19 protein-coding genes are annotated in these 18962 nt (G+C 60.2%); 12 read left to right on the top strand and 7 right to left on the bottom strand.

Features of this window, described 5'->3' with window-relative positions; all coding sequences use genetic code 11:
- Positions 1 to 4: 4 nt before the first annotated feature.
- Together ACZ48V_RS06645 and ACZ48V_RS06640 are read left to right on the top strand one after the other, a co-directional pair.
- Positions 5 to 823, top strand: coding sequence for a glycerophosphodiester phosphodiesterase (locus ACZ48V_RS06645; protein WP_464542787.1), 819 nt, complete (start codon positions 5 to 7; stop codon positions 821 to 823).
- A gap of 113 nt (positions 824 to 936) precedes the next feature.
- On the top strand, positions 937 to 1446 hold the full coding sequence (locus ACZ48V_RS06640; protein WP_464542785.1) for a hypothetical protein: 510 nt from the start codon (positions 937 to 939) through the stop codon (positions 1444 to 1446).
- Positions 1447 to 1727: 281 nt separating this feature from the next.
- On the opposite strand, the gene ACZ48V_RS06635 is transcribed toward ACZ48V_RS06640, so the two are convergent.
- Entirely contained in the window at positions 1728 to 2579 is an 852-nt protein-coding gene (locus ACZ48V_RS06635) for a hypothetical protein (protein WP_464542783.1), read from the bottom strand.
- A gap of 272 nt (positions 2580 to 2851) precedes the next feature.
- Here ACZ48V_RS06635 and ACZ48V_RS06630 point away from each other — a divergent pair, with 272 nt between their 5' ends.
- From ACZ48V_RS06630 to ACZ48V_RS06615, 4 genes are all read left to right on the top strand, one after another.
- The gene (locus ACZ48V_RS06630; protein ID WP_464542781.1) at positions 2852 to 3325 is read left to right on the top strand and encodes a CBS domain-containing protein; all 474 of its coding nucleotides are present in this window, start codon (positions 2852 to 2854) and stop codon (positions 3323 to 3325) included.
- A 39-nt stretch (positions 3326 to 3364) separates the two neighbouring features.
- Positions 3365 to 4120: a glucose 1-dehydrogenase gene (locus ACZ48V_RS06625; RefSeq protein WP_464542779.1), complete on the top strand. Its 756-nt coding sequence runs from the start codon at positions 3365 to 3367 to the stop codon at positions 4118 to 4120.
- Between the two features lie 525 nt (positions 4121 to 4645).
- Positions 4646 to 5743, top strand: coding sequence for a sensor histidine kinase (locus tag ACZ48V_RS06620; RefSeq protein ID WP_464542777.1), 1098 nt, complete (start codon positions 4646 to 4648; stop codon positions 5741 to 5743).
- Between the two features lie 149 nt (positions 5744 to 5892).
- Complete coding sequence (locus ACZ48V_RS06615) at positions 5893 to 6318, top strand: hypothetical protein (RefSeq protein ID WP_464542776.1); 426 nt, start codon at positions 5893 to 5895, stop codon at positions 6316 to 6318.
- A gap of 65 nt (positions 6319 to 6383) precedes the next feature.
- Here ACZ48V_RS06615 and ACZ48V_RS06610 read toward each other — a convergent pair whose 3' ends face one another.
- The gene (locus ACZ48V_RS06610; protein WP_464542774.1) at positions 6384 to 6893 is read right to left on the bottom strand and encodes a GAF domain-containing protein; all 510 of its coding nucleotides are present in this window, start codon (positions 6891 to 6893) and stop codon (positions 6384 to 6386) included.
- Positions 6894 to 6991: 98 nt separating this feature from the next.
- Positions 6992 to 7357 carry a 2Fe-2S iron-sulfur cluster-binding protein gene (locus tag ACZ48V_RS06605; RefSeq protein ID WP_464542773.1) on the bottom strand — a complete coding sequence of 122 codons (366 nt, stop codon included), beginning with the start codon at positions 7355 to 7357 and terminating at the stop codon, positions 6992 to 6994.
- Between the two features lie 242 nt (positions 7358 to 7599).
- On the opposite strand from ACZ48V_RS06605, the gene ACZ48V_RS06600 reads away from it, so the two are divergent.
- The 3 genes from ACZ48V_RS06600 (at position 7600) to ACZ48V_RS06590 (ending at position 11810) form a co-directional block, all read left to right on the top strand.
- A complete protein-coding gene (locus ACZ48V_RS06600; RefSeq protein WP_464542771.1) occupies positions 7600 to 7992 on the top strand; it encodes a hypothetical protein in 393 nt (130 codons plus the stop codon).
- Positions 7993 to 8095: 103 nt separating this feature from the next.
- Entirely contained in the window at positions 8096 to 9802 is a 1707-nt protein-coding gene (locus ACZ48V_RS06595; RefSeq protein WP_464542769.1) for a helix-hairpin-helix domain-containing protein, read from the top strand.
- Positions 9803 to 9824: 22 nt separating this feature from the next.
- Complete coding sequence (locus tag ACZ48V_RS06590; protein ID WP_464542767.1) at positions 9825 to 11810, top strand: penicillin acylase family protein; 1986 nt, start codon at positions 9825 to 9827, stop codon at positions 11808 to 11810.
- A gap of 129 nt (positions 11811 to 11939) precedes the next feature.
- On the opposite strand, the gene ACZ48V_RS06585 is transcribed toward ACZ48V_RS06590, so the two are convergent.
- The gene (locus tag ACZ48V_RS06585) at positions 11940 to 13241 is read right to left on the bottom strand and encodes an OmpA family protein (RefSeq protein ID WP_464542765.1); all 1302 of its coding nucleotides are present in this window, start codon (positions 13239 to 13241) and stop codon (positions 11940 to 11942) included.
- Positions 13242 to 13455: 214 nt separating this feature from the next.
- Between ACZ48V_RS06585 and ACZ48V_RS06580 the strand changes: the two genes are divergently transcribed.
- Entirely contained in the window at positions 13456 to 14028 is a 573-nt protein-coding gene (locus tag ACZ48V_RS06580) for a DUF4126 domain-containing protein (protein WP_464542763.1), read from the top strand.
- 55 nt (positions 14029 to 14083) lie between these two features.
- Here the strand turns inward: ACZ48V_RS06580 and ACZ48V_RS06575 are convergent, their stop codons facing one another.
- On the bottom strand, positions 14084 to 14632 hold the full coding sequence (locus tag ACZ48V_RS06575) for a hypothetical protein (RefSeq protein ID WP_464542761.1): 549 nt from the start codon (positions 14630 to 14632) through the stop codon (positions 14084 to 14086).
- 574 nt (positions 14633 to 15206) lie between these two features.
- On the opposite strand from ACZ48V_RS06575, the gene ACZ48V_RS06570 reads away from it, so the two are divergent.
- Positions 15207 to 15851: a hypothetical protein gene (locus tag ACZ48V_RS06570; protein ID WP_464542759.1), complete on the top strand. Its 645-nt coding sequence runs from the start codon at positions 15207 to 15209 to the stop codon at positions 15849 to 15851.
- Positions 15852 to 16311: 460 nt separating this feature from the next.
- Here the strand turns inward: ACZ48V_RS06570 and ACZ48V_RS06565 are convergent, their stop codons facing one another.
- Complete coding sequence (locus tag ACZ48V_RS06565) at positions 16312 to 17097, bottom strand: hypothetical protein (RefSeq protein ID WP_464542757.1); 786 nt, start codon at positions 17095 to 17097, stop codon at positions 16312 to 16314.
- Between the two features lie 121 nt (positions 17098 to 17218).
- Here ACZ48V_RS06565 and ACZ48V_RS06560 point away from each other — a divergent pair, with 121 nt between their 5' ends.
- Positions 17219 to 17602, top strand: coding sequence for an MGMT family protein (locus ACZ48V_RS06560; protein ID WP_464542755.1), 384 nt, complete (start codon positions 17219 to 17221; stop codon positions 17600 to 17602).
- Here ACZ48V_RS06560 and aroA read toward each other — a convergent pair.
- Positions 17558 to 18850, bottom strand: a complete 1293-nt coding sequence (aroA, locus tag ACZ48V_RS06555; protein ID WP_464542753.1) for a 3-phosphoshikimate 1-carboxyvinyltransferase — start codon at positions 18848 to 18850, stop codon at positions 17558 to 17560. The genes ACZ48V_RS06560 and aroA overlap by 45 nt on opposite strands.
- Between the last annotated feature and the right edge of the window lie 112 nt (positions 18851 to 18962).

Raw genomic sequence — 18962 nt, 5'->3', positions numbered from 1 at the left:
CGGCATGTATCTTCCCTTCTTTGCCTGCCGCGACTGCACGGTGATTGCCCACCGGGGCGGACGTGGCGGCGCGCCCGAAAACACTGTACCCGGATGCGACTGGGCGCTCGATCAGGGCGCCCACGCCCTTGAGATCGACGTGCAGTGCGCTTCCGATGGCGAGCTCATCGTTATCCACGACCCGACCGTCGACCGCACGACCAATGGCACCGGACCGGTCTCTGAGCTGTCGGTACAGGAGCTGCGCACGCTCGATGCCGGCTTCTCGTGGGCAGATGCGCATGGGCGGCATCCGTATCGAGGCGCAGGCGTTCGGCTTCCCACGCTGCGCCAGGTTATCACGCGGTATCCCGACACGCCGCTTATCGTGGAACTAAAGGGCGGCATCGGTCCAGGCATTGCCGATGCCATGAGCGACCTCGTTACCGCAACCGGGCGCACCGACCGGCTCGTTGTAGCCAGCTTCGATGCCCAAACGCTCCGTCGCTTCCGAAAACTACGTCCCGGCATCCCCACAAACATGGCGATGACGGAGACCGCGGCCTTCTACGCCCGCCACCTGGTTGGGCTGCATACCCGCTACAGGCCTCCTGGTGGGGTCTTTCAGGTGCCCCATCGCTATGGTGGGCTGCCCGTGGCCTCTGCGTCCTTCGTGCGCGCCGCACATGCGCTACAGATGCACGTGCAGGTGTGGACGGTAAACGACCCCGCCGAAATGGCTACCCTGCTTGCTCGCGGTGTGGATGCACTGATCACCGACTATCCGGCGCTCGCCCTCCGCACAGCCCGCCAATCTGGGCGTTCGACAACGCCACGCCTGTAATCAACCGACCTCTAACGGCACCAGCGGCGTTGGCGCTGTGGATCTTTTTAGGTCTGCTCCACCTACACCTTCATCCCATGTTCACTATTTACATATAAAACAGATCTCAACGGATGAAGAGCCTTCGGATGCGGCCTATGTTCGAGCGGCACCTTGCCTGCTCGCCAGATGAAGCCGAAGATATGATTCAAGCGTATGTAGAGTCGACCAACGAAGGGTATTCAGGCTCTTTTTACAATAAGCATGTGACCATTAGCGTACCGCCGCAGGAGGAATGGTTCTGGTCGCCCCAGTTGAGCCTCGACCTGCAGTCTGGTAACGGCGGCACACGTGTACGTGGGGTATATGGCCCGCGCCCCTCTGTGTGGACGATGTTCATGGCCATGTATGCCCTTGCCGGATTCACCGGGTTTATCGGTGGTATTGTGGGACTTACGCAGTGGAGCCTTGGCATGGACGCAATGTGGCTCTGGTCGATGCCTGCTGCCGCTGTTCTGGTGATCTTCACTTATGCACTGGCCCTGGTGGGGCAGTGGCTCAGTCGTGATCAGATCGACGCGCTTCAAGCATATACCGAGCGTGCTCTCAACGAAGCCGAAGCGCAGAGCGCCCCGGCTCCCTGAACGCATGCCCTGCTGAGCATGTGTCAATAACCACATGTCAATAACGGTAGTACAGTCGGCTGACTCTCCGGCTGCATGTCCGGGCCATCTGCTTTAGAGCCTGTTTGGGTTTTGGTTTGTAGGCGAGAGCGAGCGCCGCTGAGGCGAAAATTGGACCACGATGGCGATTCGTAGCCGGGGCTACGGGCCGACATCGGGGGCAATTTGCACCAGGGGCATGCCCTTCGGCCCCAGTCCAGCGCCGCCGCTCGGAGCCCAAATTAAGAAATCAAAACAGGTTCTTAGCAGTCGTCTCGATGCGGCATGCGCTCCACTTCGGGCACATCGGCCCCGTTGGCGATCTCAACCTCGGCGCGTTCGTCCACTACAACGCGTCCGTCTATGCGGCTCTCCGCTCCGATGCGCAATACGGGGGGACCACCTCCCATCGATGGCGACCAGTCCGAGCACATGAGCAGCACCACATCGCCTTCGACGGTGGCTCCATCGCGGAGCGTAATGTCCCCATTATACGAGTCGACGCCCCCCTGCACCTCTGTCGCAATCAGGTCGATGCGGCCATTGCGCGTCTGCACGTCGCCTCCAATACGGCTGCCCTCATCGGCGCGAATGCTGCCGTTTCGAGTTTGAACCGTTCCCTCAATCGTAGACGCCTCACCCACGACAACACGCCCATTGCGCGCCTCTACGGCACCACTCACACTGCTCCCGGCCCCGATCGTGATCGATCCGTTGCGGTTGATAAGCGTGGTTGCCCTGTTCTCTCCGTCAAGCGTGATCGATCCGTTGCGGTTCTCAACCGATGTAGCAGTCACCTGCTGCCGGAGCGTGATCGCTCCATTGCGATTCTCTACAGCACGTACCTCGCTCCGCTCTCCGATCGTAATTGAGCCATTGCGTCCTCTGATAGGCTCTGTGATCGTCGCATCGCTGCCAATTGAGATAGCCGCGTTCCCGGCCTCTATTGCCGTCGTTACCGCTGCAGAGTCGGACACCGTAACCGTACTTGTAGACTGCCCGGCTTCGCAACTACCAACCCCGGTAAGCACAACAGTTACACACAGGATAGTGAGCGCCGACAGCACCGCTGACAGCGTCTGTTTTTTTGGCGTGATCAATGATAACACGTTCATGGCCATGTGTAGGATTGAGTGAGAGCGATCGTGCATCCGGAAGACGCACCCGGCCTGATATATGTTACATCGACGTTTGGCTGTCGCTCGACCGGCCTGCAGCCCGACGTGCCTCAGGCCACGATTCAGGAACACTTGCGTGTTGTCCCCACATGCTATGCAGTGAAAAGCCCGATAGCAGATCCTTCCCCAGGCGAATACTTTTATAGCGCTTGGTACCTACAATTACTTTCACACTACCCTTTACTTTAACGAATCCACCGGACGCAGCCATGAAGTACACCCAGGCCAAAGACATTATGACGCGCACCGTGCATACCGTAGAGGCCGACCGCTCTCTACAGGAACTGTCCGACTTCTTTATCGAGCATAATGTAACGGGCGCTCCGGTTGTAGACGAAGCAGGCGCTCTGATCGGTGTCGTTTCTGTGACGGATCTGACGCAGCACCTTAGCGGCGGTGGCAACGGCATCAGCACGCATGTACATACAGCGTACCATGATGAACTCGCGGCCGACTACGCACAGGAGGAAGTGGAAGCGCTTCGTATTACGGAAACAACCACGGCAACCGTGCGCGACGTGATGACGCCCGAGATCTACGACGTGAACCCACACACTTCGATTCAGCAGGTCGCCGATGTGATGCTTCGTAGCAGCATCCGCCGATTGTTTGTGACCCGAGACGGCCAGGTCGAAGGCGTTATCACCTCAACCGATATGCTGAAGGTTGTTCGCGAACTGTAGTGCATCGCCTATTTCTCGCTTAAGCTCTATCAGACCATTATGGGACGTGTACAAGACGAAGTTGCTATTGTCACCGGAGGCGCCGTAGGCATTGGACGCTCCGCCGCACGACACCTGGCTCAAGAAGGTGCCAAGGTTGCCATTACGGATGTCAATGAAGAGGACGGAGAGGCCACCGCTGCCCATATCCGGGATGACGGAGGCACCGCGCAGTTCTACGCGCACGATGTAACCGACGAAGCCGCTTGGGAGCGTGTTGTCGATTCTGTGCGCAATGACCTGGGTGCTCCTACGGTGCTTGTGAACAACGCTGGCATCTACCTCATCAAGCCGCTTGAGGACACCACAGTCGAAGAGTGGCGCCACCTCATGGATATCAATGTAACGGGGGTTTTCCTCGGAATGAAGCATGTCGTGCCTGCCATGCGTGAGGGGGGCCGCGGCTCTATCATCAACCTGTCGTCGGTTGCCGGACTCGTCGGCTCCGCCAAGCACGTATGTTACGGGGCGAGCAAGGGTGCTGTGCGCACAATGACCAAAGACGCTGCCATCGAGCTCGCCGATGACGGCATCCGTGTTAACTCAGTCCATCCGGCATACGTGGACACCGGGATGGCCGACTACGGAGCAGAAATGAGCAATGCTTCAAAGGATGAGCTCGATGCCATGCATCCGATTGGATTCATGGGCCAGCCCGAAGACATCGCTTACGCCGTTGTCTACCTCGCTTCAGACGAGTCCCGATTCGTAACAGGAGCCGAACTCGTCCTTGACGGCGGGTACACAGCTCAGTGACGGGGTCTTCTGCACGCCTCTCTTTGCATACAGTAGCGCCAAGGGGACGCAAAAGGGCATCGTGTAAAAGAGACTCTACGTAACCGCTCCCTAACAACACTTTTTCTGGGGCGAACGGTCTGCCGTTCGCCCCCACCTTTACACCAGTCGGTCAGGCCCCATGTCCGGATACAGATGAGGATTTCGCCTTTGAAAATACCGGGGGCCTCGACATCTATGCTTACAAGGCGCGCCAGAGACAACTTCATACAAGTTTACAATTGCACATCTTCTTTTTTTGTTTGTTGTCTTGTGTACCCACACCAACGTTCCATTGAACATGTAGCTTTACCTACAAAACGCCTGCGCTTTTCCCCACCACCTGTTGCCCCAGGGTAAAAGCAGGCCATAGAACTGGAACGCGTATTGCTGACTCAAAGTCTGATTCATGAGTTGATGTGTTAGCCTTTGGCGCCCTCCACCAACTGCGTACCATCTGCCGAGGTCTGTCCCCCACCATCTACTTCTCCCCACCGCACAGCGTTTATGCTAACCTTTATTGACATTACACCTGCGCAGTGGCAGTCGGGGGCTGTTGCGCAAAAACCTCCCGTCTCAGAGCCTTCTGGCAATACCGAAATACACGACCTCTTAGACGCAATGGGAGCTATTGTCGTCAAGATGGACGTGTCTGGTACTATCCAGTACACCAATCACGCATATGCCAAACTGGTAGGCTCCTCCGCAGCCAATGTATGTGGCCGCGATGTACGCGACCTGCTCGAAACCGCTGAAGAGATTGACAGCATCAACAATAGCCTGTCCAGGTTGCGAAATGGAGAGACGAACTGCGTTCACCTTCGCATTCGGTGGGTAGCCGAAGACGGTACGCCGCATTTCATTGAAGGCTCTTGCACCGCCCAGCGCGACGCGTCGGGATGCGTGCAGTCATTCGTACTCGCCGGCGTAGACATTACGGAGCGCCGCCGCATGGACCGCCATATGGCCACGCAACACGCAGATGAGCGCCATCGCATCAGCCAGTCGCTCCATGAAACGCTCGGCATGCACCTGGCGGCTACCGCCATCAGCGTACAGAATCTCAAAAGCAAGGTAGAGCGCGGAGAAGACTGCAGTGCCGAAGACCTTGACGCTGTCGTACGGGCTCTTCGAGATGGCACCGAAAAAGCACGTCAGCTTTCGCATACACTCGTTCCGGTATCGCTGCAGCAGGGCCGCTTCGCCGAAGCCCTCGACGATCTCGCGCGCGAGGAGTCTGAGCAGTTCGGCGGCACGTGTCGATTCGTCAGCTATCCGCCTGTTCCGTCTGTTACCAATCAGATTACAGCCCTCCTGATGTACCGGGTTGCTGAAGAGGCTGTCCGGTCTGCCCGGCTGCACGCAGCCCCCGATCACATCATGGTTCGGCTTTTCCGCGACGGGAAGCACCTCTGCCTCTCTATTCGAAACGACAAGCGCGACTGGACCGCCAACCGCGATGATCCATCGGTCAAGCAAGGACTCGACCGGATGAGGTACTGGACGCAGTTTATTGGCGGTGCGCTTCACGTGTCTCGCACACCCGACAACACTACGGTTGTGTGCCGCGTGCCAATTTCTGCCCTGAAGCCTGCTACCAGCTGAATAGCGCCCATCATGCAACGCGGCAGGCCCTCAAATCGTATGCTCTGTCGTGCTTCTTTTACAGATCGCAGAAACAGATCGCACAACCTGTGTGGAAGCCGCCGTACAGCCAACTATCTGCTGCTTAGTGCCTGCTCTCGCACGCTCACATGCTGCAACGCCTCTCTGAATGGAAGTCTCTCTTTATCGTTCTTACCGCGCTCTTGCTGGTTGGACTGCTCCTATCTCGGGTTTTTCAGCCGGAAAGGGGGAACAACGTCGAGCCTGAAGTCACGATACGCGCTACCGAAGCCCGCTCACACCTCGACAGGCCCGCTGAAGTCTGCGGCCCTGTCACCAACACATCATATGTCCCGCGCACTGGGGGCGCGCCTACCTTCTTAAACATGGGCGGGTCGTATCCGGACCAGCCCTTCACGGTCGTAATCTGGGGCGAGCACCGGGGCCAGTGGAGCGTAGCCCCGGAACGCCTCTACCGCGATACCGAGATCTGCGTGCGCGGACGCATCCGTCTGCATGAGGGCACGCCACAAGTTGAGGTGCGCCACCCCCGCCAGATTACACGACGCCGTTAAGAGCGGCTTCGCACTGGATCCTGCTCTACGCAACTCGCTCACGCACAGCCCACTACCGCACACAGCTATCGCTGCTCGGTCGACGCGAACTGCTTGCCGAGGCGCTCCGCCAGCTGCTCCAGCATCTGCGTATCCGTCTCCGTGAACGCGTCCAGCGTATCCGAATCGATGTCGAGCACCGCAAGTAGCTGTCCGTCGGGCGTTGTCACCGGCACAACCACCTCCGAGCGCGTCGATGAAGAGCAAGCGATGTGGTCGGCAGCCTCCTCAACATCAGGCACAAACTGCGTTTCGCGAGTGCGCGCTGCCGCCCCACACACGCCGCGGTCGAACGGAATGCGCAGGCACCCGTGCGAGCCCTGGTACGGCCCCACGACCAGCAGGTCGTCTGATACCGACCGGTAGAAGCCCGTCCAGTCGTAGTAGTCGAACGTATGATGCAGCTCGCACGCCACCGTGGCCATCGCTGCAATCCAGTCGGTCTCTCCTTCTAAAAGGGCATCGATGCGGTCGAACACGTCGGTGTACGCGGTGGCGCGTGCATACGTATCGGGAGGAACAGCAGGCTGTGTCATAAGGGAGTCTGGTCATGTGTAAACTATCGGAGCAGCACATCCGCCCGGCATCTTTCTGGCACCCGCCCAATGCGAGCAATAGCTGCGTACGAATGCTCCTACGAGGCCCCCGACGCGTCGTTCGGCTTCCGTCGCCCCCATATCCATTTGTCCGTAACCAGACGCACGGTAAGCGCGTGCTCAACGCGAATCTGGCACGAGAGCCGGGGGTACCCGTATCGTTTCGCCAACCGGTCGTGCCAGTGCGTTGGCGCTACCGCCTCCACAATGCGCACCCCGCAGGTCGCGCAGATCCCGCGTCCGCCACAGTTGGCACGCCGGGTGATCGCCGTGTAGGGCGACAGGCCATGCCGTAGCAGCACATCTCGCAGCACGGCCCCGTGCGGCACCGAAAGCGCATGCCACCGCGTGCCGTCGTGCACCCGAACCGTATGACGTGTCGCATCTGACCTGTCGTCTGGCATATGAACAGCCCTCATCTTAACTTCACTAAATAATGCCTCTCGACCCTGCAGCGCATCTGTATCTTTGTACGGTGCATCTTTGTACGGTGCATCTTTGTACGGTGTACCTCTGTCCACCGGTCTCTGGGAAGGCAGGCGGATACGCAGCGTAGACGCTCTGGTGCGTGTAGTAATGCGTACAGCCCATCTGTCCCGGGTCCGGCATCGCTTCGCGTCTCATCGAATCACAATCCTCAACGGTCGTGCACAAAAACGCGCTACAGGTCATCCGGTTTGCCCTACTGGCGGGCAGCCTCGCCCTTGGAGGCATTGCGACTTTTCTGACGCAAAACGGCGGTCCCCTCGCCCCCGAGCTCCTGGCCGTTGAAGCGAACGCCCAGACCGGTGCCTCGCTCCTCTTTCTCGTGTTCTTCGGCAGCGTGCTGGCTGTGCGCATGAAGTGGAATGCTGCAACGGATTTTGCATCCAGGCGCACGTACACGATCACGGGCTGGGCTTTGTCTGAATCCGCTGCAACAGTAGGGGCTGTCTACCTGCTTCTGTTGGGCGAACCGCTCTTTTTTGCGATCGGATTCGCCGCTCAGCTTTTCATCTCATTCGTGCTGATTCCGATTCCGAAGCAGCAGACCCCGTAGCTGCTGTATTGCGCGCTTCGCACCATCTGTGCGCAACAATCCCCCCGGCATGCCGTCCGTTGTACGTGTATGTCTGCTTCTCTTTCTCAACGCAACGGCGCGCATGACCAACAAAAAAGTAGCGGCGGTACTGAAAGAAACCGCGCAACTTATCGAACTCACCGGTGGCAATCCGTTTCGGGCGCGAGCCTTCAGCAGCGCCGCCCGCACCATCCGCGATATGGAGGAGCCGCTCCAGGACTACGTAGACCGCGGCACGCTCCAGCAGATCGACGGGATTGGCGAAGGCCTCGCTGCGCAGCTCAACGATCTGTTCGAGCGTGCCTCGTTCGACCTGCGCGACGAGCTTCTGAACGCCGTGCCTCCCGGACTCCTCGACGTGATGCGCGTGAAGGGGCTGGGCACAAAGCGGGTGCGCACGCTCTGGAAGGAGCTTGACGTTACCTCGCTCGATGAACTTGAAGCTGCTGCGGAGTCGAATCAGATTCAGCAGATTAGCGGGTTCGGGGCCAAGACCGAGGCCAACATCTTGAAGCATGTGCGCGCGCTGCGGCGGTACGATGCCCAGCGTCGCTATGCCGACGTGTATGCCGCCGCCCGCTCGCTCCGCGACACGCTCGCTGAGGCGACCAGCGCCCCCGTGGCGCTGGCGGGCGGCTTCCGGCGAAAGTGCCCAACGCTGCAAGAGCTCACGCTCGTTAGCGCTGCAGACGCCAGCGCCCTCGTTGATGCGCTGGACGCTGCGGAGTACGAGAACGCGTCGGCTTCCGACAAAGAGCTCCCGCCGTACGTCCGTGCTACTGTGACGGCTACGCTTCCCGACGGCTTTCCTGTTTCGATCTACTGCGTGCATCCAGATGAACTTGGAACGGCACTCTGGTACCACACGGGATCCGAGAGCTATCGCGACGCGATGTCAGACGCTCCCGATTCGCTGCCGGCCATGGCCGATGAAGCGACGGTCTTTGCGTCGTTCGACAGCGCCCCGCATCCCCCTGAACTCCGCGAAGCGCTGTGGACCGACACCCTCGCCGCGCTGCCAGATACCAACGCGCTCATTACGCTTAGCGACCTGCGTGGCACGCTGCACAACCACACCACGTACAGCGACGGAGCCCACTCGCTGCGCGCCATGGCCGAGGCGACGCGCTCGCGCGGACTCGAATACATCGGCATCTGCGATCACAGTCAGTCGCTCACCGTTGCCAGCGGGCTCTCGCCCGACGAGGTACGCGCGCAGCACGACGCCATCGACGCGCTCAACGGCGCCTACGACGATGGAGCGTTTCGGGTGTTTAAGGGCATCGAGAGCGACATCCTAAAAGACGGTTCGCTCGACTACGACGATGAGCTGCTGGCGCAGTTTGACCTGGTGGTGGCGAGCGTGCACTCGGGCTTTAGCATGACCGAGGCGGAGGCCACCGAGCGCATCATCCGCGCCGTTTCGCATCCGGCCACAACGATCCTCGGGCACCCCACGGGGCGCCTCTTGCTCGTGCGTGAGGGCTATCCGATTGACCACGAGGCCGTCATCGATGCCTGCGCCGCGCACAACGTGGCTATTGAGCTCAACGCCAATCCCTATCGCCTCGACGTGGACTGGACCCATGTGCGCTATGCGATTGAGCAGGGCGTGCTGGTGTCGATCAATCCCGATGCGCATTCCACGGACGAACTCGACAACGTGCGCTGGGGCGTGGAGGCGGCACGTAAGGGTGGGCTCACGGCAGAGGCGTGCCTGAACGCGAAGTCGCTGCCAGATTTCGAGCAGTGGCTGGATGCGCGCGCTCCTGTTGCTTCTACGGCATAAGCCCTTTACAAGCCTTTCTCCCATGGTCTACCGTCTCGCTGTAGCTGCGCTGGTTGGCGCGTTTCTGACGGCTCTGGGGTTGCTGTGGTGGACCCAGGTCGCAGCACCGGCCGCTCCCCCTTCGTCGGTCTCGCTGCCGGGCCAGTCCGCCAGTGCAACCGTAGGCTGGGAGGACGATACCCCACTCCTGTACGTAGACGCCTCTTCAGAACGCGATGCGGCCCGGGCCCTTGGCATGGTCCACGGCATGCGGCACGCCTGGGCGATGGTGCTCTGGCGCCAGGCAGCGCGTGGCGGACTCACAAACTGGCTCACGTCTGATGCCCTCCCCCTCGACCGCCACGCCCGCAAGATGGGGTGGGCCCGCACCGCCCAGGAACACACGTGGCGCCTGCCGGCCGGCGACCAGGCCTGGCTCGCAGCCTATGCCGAGGGCGTAAACGCGGCGTTCGCAACCGATTACGTGCAGTCGCAGCCTCCGTTCGCCCTTCTTAGCGACCCGCCCGCTCCGTGGGCCCCCTGGCACACGCTGGCCGTGGAGCACCTGCTCACCTGGATGGCAACCGAGCGCCCCCCGCTCCCGGCGTCTGCTTCCGAGTCGATGCGCGCTTTTGCATCCGTAGACCATGACCTGCGGGACTGGCTTGGCCTGCACCACTGGCACGATAGCATGGCCTGGCTGCTGGACGTATCCGGTTCAGACGGTTCAGAAGGAGCCGGACCTGCGTTGGGCTACCGGTTGACGCGCGGACACAGCATCGACCCGCTGATTGCTCCGGTCTGGTATACGAGTTCGTCCGACACGGCCTGGGTCGCCACCGTGCCGGGCACCCGGTGGACGCTCGCGCACCACACTCGCACTGCGCACCACCTGACCCTGCCGCATGCTACGGCACGCTGGATGCGCATACCCGACGATGCGGCAACGTCTCTCGCCACCGAGCGCATCCGCATGCGGGGCGGACACGAAGCCCTGGTTAGCACGGCATTCACCGGCACAGCACGCGTCTTCGAAGTGCATGCGGAGGAGCGCGCCCGCGACAGCACGCTTGCCGACTCGACCTTGGCGCTCACGCTTGCCGACTCGACCTGGGCGCTCACGCTTCCGTATCGTGCATCGCTGCCTGCACAGGCCAATCGCTTTCCCCATCCGGCTACGCTCCCGCATCATGCCTCAGCCACGCTCCGGCACATCGCTGGCGAGGCGCCTGCTGTCTCGGGGCCATCCACCCCGATCCGAAACGCCGCAGGCGACTCGGTGGGCGTTGTGATGAGCGCGTCGCCATGGCGCGCGACCTGGGCCCATCGCTTTCAGACGTATGCCGACCGGCAGGCTGCTGTGGATGCATGGGCCGTCGACGACACGAGTACCTGGGCACAGCAGAAGGTAGTTCCCTTGCAGGATGCACTCGCGACCCATCCGCCAACGGACTCGCTCCAGGCGATTGCCGCTACTTTTGTACAGAACTGGGAAGGCGTGTTTGAGCCGTCGAGCATTGGCGCATCCCTCTTTCGCATGTGGTGGGACGAAATCGAGGCGCTTCGTGCAGGGCCTACCCGGCTGGATCCTGCGCTTTACTTTGCATCGGTGCGCTACCGACGTGCTTTTGCGCGGGCCGTAGAGCGTTTGCAGCGCACGCATGGCTCCGATGTACGTCAGTGGCGCTGGGAGTCGGTCGAGCCGCACCGGCTTCGGGCGCCGCTGTGGGGCGACGCCCACCACCTGCCGGAGCGACTCTATCCGAGTGCAGGCCATCGTCATCCGTATGCTTCGATTCCCGGACGTAGCCATGCAAGCACGCTGGCTCCCGGTCCTGATCCGGAGGCACGGCGCCCGGCACCGGGCTACCACCTGCATTGGGTCGGCCGCCCTGGCGAGTTGCCACACTACAGCCACACCGATCTCTCACGCACGCTTGCCGACCGCCTCCTCTCTTCGTCTGACGCCCGCTCGCGAGCGCATCGCCCCACCGCTCCCCCCGACGTACGCATCCGCCTGACCCCGTAGCCAATCTCTTTCCGGGTCAACAGTGCGGCTGGCCATAAACACCACCATAAACAAACGAGGACGCCTCGCGGGAGACGCCCTCGTTCTGTGGTGTTTTTCGATACTACGTTGGATGTACTGCGCGGCAGCCTACAGCCGCACCAGCTCCACGCGGCGGTTGTTCTGGCGGCCTTCGGCAGTGTTGTTATCGGCCACCGGTTCTTCTTCGCCCATACCCACGGCTTCAAGCCGGTCGGCTGAGATGCCGTGCCGATCGACCAGGTACTGCATCACCGACTGGGCGCGCTGGGCGCTAAGCGTCTTGTTGGCCTGTGCGTCGCCCACGTTGTCGGTATGCCCTTCAATGCGGAGCCGTAGATCGTCGTGCTGCCCCAGCATGCGTCCGATTTCGGTGAGGGTACCCGTGGACTCCGGGCGGATGGCATCGCTACCCGTATCGAAGTACACGCCCTGCGTGGATACCCGTCCGTCGGCCATGAGACGGTCGTAGAGTTGTAGGCCGCCGCCTGCAATTCGGATATTGGTGATGTAGGTTGGACCGCTATCTTGTCCCTGCAGGTCGAAGTCCACGAAGTTGTTGCGTTCGACCTCCATATTTGGAATGTTAGCTACGCGCTCTTCTCCGACATACATGGTGCCGTACGTGCCATCTACGGCGATGCGAATGGGCACGAGCTCGTCGCGGTAGGTGTTAACGCCTCGCGTGCTGGATGTCGGGCCCATCACACCCGAGTTCTGCGAGCGGAGACCAAAGTACGAATGGTCGCTGCCCTCTTCGGAGAGATACACATTCAGCCCGCGCGGTGCGTTTCCAGCAGAGATATGAGCGTCAAACTCAATGGTGAAGCGCTGAGGCAGCACCTCGTCGAGCTCCACCCGGAAGCGACTATTAGAAGACGACCCGGCAAGAAGCCGCTGGCCCTCCCATTCGAGGATCTCAAGCATGCCTTCCTGAAACTCAAGCCGCTGCGGGAAGCGCCCGATGGTCTCGTTTTCAAACGCATAATCAAACAGGACCTGATCACCCGGCACGAAGTCGTAGTTCGCCCAGGCGCCTTCGCCAGGTCGCGGGGTGTTATCAGCCACTTCGGCGTCAACACCGGCTGCTTCGACAGCCTCGGCGGCCTCGCCCTCTTCGTCGCCGTCGCGCACCTCAACCAGCTCGCCCTCTTCGTCGGTTATTACAACCGGCTTGCCGTCTTCTTCAGCGCTTGAGATGCACTCGGGGTCAGACACGACGCAGACCACCGCATCTTCCATCTCATCGAGCACCGCGTTGACGGCACGCGACGTAACGTCTTCGGCGCGGCGCTCAACCTCGCGTTCAGCCCGGTCGCGAACGCGGTCCCAGATCTGCGCCTGTACCGCTTCGGCACAGAGTCCACCAATGAACAAGAACACGAATGCAAAAATCGTTGTACGGTACCACATGGCTTTTCCTTATATTTGACTGGGGGAACGTTTTAAATATACGAGGACTCAGCCTCATTACAAACAGCGCAAATACGACACAAGGGCGGCCACCCTCTCTGTACGCCGATCGCTGCCGCACTGCTTCGCGTGGATGCCTCGGACCTTCGCGAGCTCGCATGCTTTTCTGATAGGTGGAACCTGCTCTTGCATGTGAACGCCTCCACATCTTGTTATGACCCCACTCGACACTGTGCTCGCTGTTGCTTTAGGTGTCGGGCTTAGCGCGGCCGCCGGACTCCGAGTCTTCATTCCGCCGCTTGGCGTTAACATAGCTGCTCTTTCGGGGCATCTCTCACTTGCTGAGGAGCTTGCCTGGCTGGGGTCGCCTGTTGCTACGGCGGCGCTGGCAACGGCAGCGATCGTTGAGGTAGGCGCCTACTACATCCCCTGGCTCGACAACCTGCTGGATGCGATTGCATCTCCCCTTGCGGTCGTGGCAGGCACCTTGCTCACCGCCTCCACACTCGGAGAGGCATCGCCCTTCTTGCAGTGGGCCCTTGCACTGGTGGCCGGCGGCGGATCAGCCGGACTCGTACAGGGCAGCACGGTTATGCTCCGTGGTAGCAGTACAGCTGCCACGGGCGGACTCGGCAATCCGCTTGTATCAACCGGCGAAACCGGAGGGGCCCTGCTGGTAACGGTGCTTGCGCTTGTTGCCCCCCTACTTGCTCTGGCCGGGCTTGTCGCGCTGGCCATCTATGCCGTGCGCCGTGCTCGTGCGCGCAAGGAAACCGCATCTTCGTAGCAGCCAGCGGAATGCGCAGCGCATGCGTTTCCAGATAAGACCTGCGCCCTAACCGCTACGGCGCCCAGGCGCTGCCAACCTGAAGGGCCAGACGCACGCCTATCTGGTTCTGATTGGGATGTATAAACGCAAACACATCAATCCCAAAACCAAACCCTGGGGCAGGGCTCACGAAGAACTGTCCGCCAGCGAGCAGGCCTGCGGTGCGGCGGATCGCTCCTGCAGTCGTGTGCTCCCAGCTTACGCCCGGCCCGGCGGTGCCTGCTACGGCGATGTCGCGCCTGGCCCACACGCGCCCCCCACCGATGCCTGCTGTTACCGCGTAGGGCAGGTCTTCTTGCTTGGTGCGCGACTGCGTACTCCAGTTTGTGTGCACGGCGACCTGTCCGATCGTCGTGCTGGCAGGCCATCCTATGTTCAGATGTGCACCTACGCTTCCGTTGGCTGCGCTGCCTGCCCCACTTCCCACTCCACCGCTTACCCCGATCCAGGCACGGGGTGGGTTACGGGCATCAAGCGGATCCGAAAGCGCCTGGGCACTCGCGAGACCTGCCATCCATGCGATTAGCAGGAGCATAGCCGTAGAAAAGATGAGCGTTCGCATCCACATAAGACCAATCGGCTTGACTGGAGAGCTGCACATACACGCTCTCCCATTTCGTATTTCTGCATGTGCTTTATGGGACGACGCAGCCGCACCCCATGGCGAACGGGTCACATCTCTTCTCCGAAAGTGGATAGACGCTAAATGATAAAGCGATTGGATACCGCAGCTTTTTCTTTTTCGCCCCCCTCTCCCTATGGGCTTCTCTCCCTTCGCCAAGGGGGAGATGTCGGCAAACAGGGGCGTGGTGATTTAGCGTACGATGATGTAAACCACAGACAATCATTTAACATTGAATCGCTACCCTTCTTCCGAAAGGAACCTGTAGGTAAGGTTGAGCAGAGCAGTTGCTCTTTTTTTCAGTCCTTTACGGGGATACGGCACAGCTTTGAGAGCCTAAAAACGTCGATATGAGGCGCTAAAAATTAGTGTGGGTGCTTCTGATTATAGAGCAGTGCTCCGTGGTGTCCGCATCCAGAGTGCCATCGCGCTACAGAGTAGTAGACGGCCGAGCGACATATTACGACGGCCCGATTCAACGTGTAGCTCTCTCTGAATAACGTTCCCCAGACCCATGCTTACTTTTGACTTTTCGTTCTCTGCATCACGCTGGATACGTACCCTGACCACTGCGTTTGTAGGCGTTGCTTTGCTGGTTGGACTTGCTGCGTGCGACTCAACCGATAGCAACAGCGTTGATGACCCCGACGCCCTTGCTCCTGAAACCGCACGCGTCTCTATCGGCGGCGACGGCAGCGTCACACTCAATGCCTTCTTTGCCACTGGCGAAAACCCAGATACCGGCGAAGAGGGATTCGTGGTCTATCTCACCGAGTCGGATAACGTGACGGGCGAGCAGGACCTGCGCTCAGGCAGTGCAGCATTTATCGCCCGTGAAGGCTCCCGCCCGTCGCCGGGCACTTACACGTTTGCCGACCTTGATTTTGATCAAGAAGACGACACCCTGATCCGAGACCAGTTCGGGTTTGTTTATTGGGACCTTTCTGGTGATGCCGGATTCCCTTCGCGCGTTGTGGTATCTAACAGTGGCGAGCTGGCTATCTCAAGGTCGACTAACGACCAGGTTACCGGCTCGTTTGAGATTGAGGCTACAGCTGTATCGTTCAGCCAGAACGAGGTTGCCGAAGAAGCGATTTCAGTAAGCGGTATCTTTGATGCCGGGCGCGTTAATGTGCTCATTCCAGGCGTGGAGTTTTAAGGCCTGTTTGACCTCTCAACTTAGAGCCTGTTTGGGTTTTGGTTTGTAGGCGAGAGCGAGCGCCGCTGAGGCGAAAATTGGACCACGATGGAGGTTCGTAGCCGGGGCTACGGGCCGACATTGGGGGCAATTTGCAGTCCAGCGCCGCCGCTCGGAGCCCAAATTAAGAAATCAAAACAGGCTCTTAGAGCCTGCTTTGATTTTTTACTTTGGCTCCGCTTAACCTCCTGGTCGGAGTCACCTCTCAAGGGAATCAAAGCCACGATGAGTCAGATGCTTCAGTGTCGCACTTTTGTGCGCTACCGCGGCATCTGGCTTTTCGATTTGTGTGAGGAGGGGGGAGTAGTGCCTCTATGTAGCACGATCTCTTTGTTCTCGGCTTTTGCTTAGCTTGCGGGACGCGTTGCTACATAGTTGCTACATAGCTACATGTAGGTTTCTGTACTTCTACCTTGACGCGTTATTCGGGTACGCCATCAAATCGCCACCCAAAGAGTTTATCGGTGGAGGCTACGGAATCACGGATGTGCAACTCCAGCGTATTCGTATCTTGGAGGATGTCTTCGCCGTCGTCGTTGACACGCTCGAAACGAAGTGTATTCTGGCGATAATGCGCTCGCTCATTGCTTGACCAGTTTATGGGTTGTGCCCAGGTCGCATTGATACTTTCTGGTTGATACTCGCCGCCGTCGTCGGTACGCAGGAAGATCGTCCAGCCTGTGCTGCGGAGGCTCGTAGCGCCATACGACGACCGGTTGCCGCGATCGATATAGACGTGCACATCAATCACAATTGCTTCAGCGTTGGGAGCGTCAACGCGAGATGCAATTTTGCGCTCGGCCTCCTCGCGCGCGTACGCTCCTACAGACGTGCGCTGGTCGAACTGCTTCAATCGGAGTTCGCGGCTCCACAGGGTTGCAAAGCTGCGCATCCGCCCGGCCTCAAACAGGTCGGCCCCGCGCTCGACCCGGTAGCCCGATGACCAGCGCTGCCACAGATGGCCGAACGACAACTCCGATTCAAGCACCAGGCGGCCATCATCTTCCTGCAGTTGCACGTTTTGCAACGAATCGACATGGGGCACCGTAGCAGGCATCGGCAAGAAACGCGTGGCAATGTCAAGCGTGCTTAGGTCGCCCGACCGCCCCAGTCCGGCACAACCTGCCAGAAAGAGACCCGCGGCAGCGAGCGTGACGACGGGTATGACGATGCCGCCGCATACGCGTAGTATAGACAAGCGCCACATATGCTTCACCAGAATGAGCAGGCCGCGTACGACAGAGTGTCAAGTGCTGTTTAAAGAAACGACATAGGCGGCATATCATCAACCCGTTACCACTCTACTTTTGGATCACCCTACCCGAAGCATGGCAGATCACAGCTTTTACCGGCGCGTGTGGGCGGTTGTAGAGCGCATTCCTGCAGGATGCGTGGCCACCTACGGAGACATTGCGGAATATCTGGGCCGCCGCAGCGCTGCCCGCACCGTCGGGTGGGCACTCAACGCCGCTGCAGGCACCGCGGTGCCGTGCCACCGTGTCGTGAACCGCAACGGCGCACTCACGGGCAAACGGTTCTTTGAGACGCCGACCGTGATGGAGGAGCGCCTGCGTAGCGAAGGGATACGCTTCGTGGAAGACGATGTCGTGGCCCTCGGCGACCACCGGTGGGTTCCTCTTGACGAACTTCTGCCTCCGGGCACGCCGCTACCCCTGGAGTCGGTAGAGGACCTCCCAGAACGCGGGGAATGAGACCCGGGCGCTCTCAGCGTTCTGAATCATCGTTTCGCCCGCTGCCACACATCCTGCCACGCCGGCAGCCATCGCGATGCGATGATCGTGAAAGCTGCGCACCGTAGCGCCAGCAAGTGCGTTCGCCTCTCCAACAATGGTGAGCCCGTCTTCCTGCTCGCTCACAGATGCGCCCATTCGCGTGAGAACCTCCGCGATGGCTTCGAGGCGGTCCGTCTCTTTCACACGGAGCTCGGCCGCATCGCGAATGACCGTCGTTCCTTCTGCGCAAGCAGCGGCAACGGCAAGCACAGGAATCTCGTCGATCAGGTTGGGGATGGCTGCGCCTTCTACCGTGATGCCTTCAAGCGCTGCGTGGCGCGCGGTGATTGTACCCATCGGCTCGCCATTGGTCTCCGTGCGGCCCGTCACTGTAAGATCGGCCCCCATCGCCTGTAGCACATCGAGCAGCCCGGTTCGAGTCGGGTTCAGCCCCACATCGGGAATGGTGACCTCGCTATCTGGCACGAGCGTGGCGGCAACGAGCAGGAATGCAGCCGACGAAAAGTCGCCTGGCAGGGGATCCCATGTGGTGGCAACGGGGCCGTCTTCAGATGTAACGTGGATGTGCCGTACGTCGCTGTCGTCGACCTCGATCGGCAGGTCGAGCATGCGTTCGGTATGGTCGCGGCATTGAACCGGCTCAACGACGGTGGTCGTGCCTTCTGAGTAGAGACCAGCCAGCAGCACACACGACTTCACCTGTGCCGATGCCATCGGCAGCCGGTACGTAATCGCGTGTAGCGATTCAGCCCGTCCGTTGATGTGGATGGGGGCCGTCCCGTTGGTAAGACGGATCGCTGCATCCATCTGCCGGAGCGGAGTTGAAATCCGCTCCATGGGGCGCGCGCGCAGCGATTCGTCGCCGGTAAGCGTACTGTCGAAGGGCTGCCCGGCCAGAATGCCAGCCAGTAGCCGCATGGTTGTGCCCGAATTGCCACAGTCGACCGGCTCGCTCGGCGCCTGCAGTCCGTGGAGTCCGACCCCGTCGATGTGCACGGTATCGCCTTCGACATCAATGGGTACGCCGAGCTGGCGCAGGCACGACAGGGTAGACTGCGGGTCGGCCGCCCGAGGAAAACCATGCAGCGTTGTTCGTCCGTCGGAGAGTGCAGCCAGGAGAGCGGCGCGGTGGCTCACCGATTTATCTGCTGGCACGCTGGCGTTGCCCTTCAGGGGCCGGGCGCGCGAAACGGTTTGGGTAGACATAATCACAGGGTAGTCACAGAGAAATGTTGGGCGATACTTTCAGGAGCGCGTATGCCCCCTTTGCACGTTGTCGCATGTTGTCGCAGGCCATCGCGGACACGGCCCGCGGGAT

This window comes from Longimonas haloalkaliphila, assembly GCF_055379825.1.
The sequence above is the reverse complement of the archived record's forward strand: the minus strand, read 5'-3'. Positions and strand labels throughout refer to the sequence as shown.

What these genes read in the sequence shown, in the direction of transcription:
- ACZ48V_RS06645 (WP_464542787.1), top strand. Translation starts at nt 5, where the DNA reads ATGTATCTTCCCTTCTTTGCCTGCCGCGACTGCACGGTGATTGCCCAC.
- ACZ48V_RS06640 (WP_464542785.1), top strand. Translation starts at nt 937, where the DNA reads ATGAAGAGCCTTCGGATGCGGCCTATGTTCGAGCGGCACCTTGCCTGC.
- ACZ48V_RS06635 (WP_464542783.1), bottom strand. Translation starts at nt 2,579, where the DNA reads ATGAACGTGTTATCATTGATCACGCCAAAAAAACAGACGCTGTCAGCG.
- ACZ48V_RS06630 (WP_464542781.1), top strand. Translation starts at nt 2,852, where the DNA reads ATGAAGTACACCCAGGCCAAAGACATTATGACGCGCACCGTGCATACC.
- ACZ48V_RS06625 (WP_464542779.1), top strand. Translation starts at nt 3,365, where the DNA reads ATGGGACGTGTACAAGACGAAGTTGCTATTGTCACCGGAGGCGCCGTA.
- ACZ48V_RS06620 (WP_464542777.1), top strand. Translation starts at nt 4,646, where the DNA reads ATGCTAACCTTTATTGACATTACACCTGCGCAGTGGCAGTCGGGGGCT.
- ACZ48V_RS06615 (WP_464542776.1), top strand. Translation starts at nt 5,893, where the DNA reads ATGCTGCAACGCCTCTCTGAATGGAAGTCTCTCTTTATCGTTCTTACC.
- ACZ48V_RS06610 (WP_464542774.1), bottom strand. Translation starts at nt 6,893, where the DNA reads ATGACACAGCCTGCTGTTCCTCCCGATACGTATGCACGCGCCACCGCG.
- ACZ48V_RS06605 (WP_464542773.1), bottom strand. Translation starts at nt 7,357, where the DNA reads ATGCCAGACGACAGGTCAGATGCGACACGTCATACGGTTCGGGTGCAC.
- ACZ48V_RS06595 (WP_464542769.1), top strand. Translation starts at nt 8,096, where the DNA reads ATGACCAACAAAAAAGTAGCGGCGGTACTGAAAGAAACCGCGCAACTT.
- ACZ48V_RS06590 (WP_464542767.1), top strand. Translation starts at nt 9,825, where the DNA reads ATGGTCTACCGTCTCGCTGTAGCTGCGCTGGTTGGCGCGTTTCTGACG.
- ACZ48V_RS06585 (WP_464542765.1), bottom strand. Translation starts at nt 13,241, where the DNA reads ATGTGGTACCGTACAACGATTTTTGCATTCGTGTTCTTGTTCATTGGT.
- ACZ48V_RS06580 (WP_464542763.1), top strand. Translation starts at nt 13,456, where the DNA reads ATGACCCCACTCGACACTGTGCTCGCTGTTGCTTTAGGTGTCGGGCTT.
- ACZ48V_RS06575 (WP_464542761.1), bottom strand. Translation starts at nt 14,632, where the DNA reads ATGCGAACGCTCATCTTTTCTACGGCTATGCTCCTGCTAATCGCATGG.
- ACZ48V_RS06570 (WP_464542759.1), top strand. Translation starts at nt 15,207, where the DNA reads ATGCTTACTTTTGACTTTTCGTTCTCTGCATCACGCTGGATACGTACC.
- ACZ48V_RS06565 (WP_464542757.1), bottom strand. Translation starts at nt 17,097, where the DNA reads ATGTGGCGCTTGTCTATACTACGCGTATGCGGCGGCATCGTCATACCC.
- ACZ48V_RS06560 (WP_464542755.1), top strand. Translation starts at nt 17,219, where the DNA reads ATGGCAGATCACAGCTTTTACCGGCGCGTGTGGGCGGTTGTAGAGCGC.
- aroA (WP_464542753.1), bottom strand. Translation starts at nt 18,850, where the DNA reads ATGTCTACCCAAACCGTTTCGCGCGCCCGGCCCCTGAAGGGCAACGCC.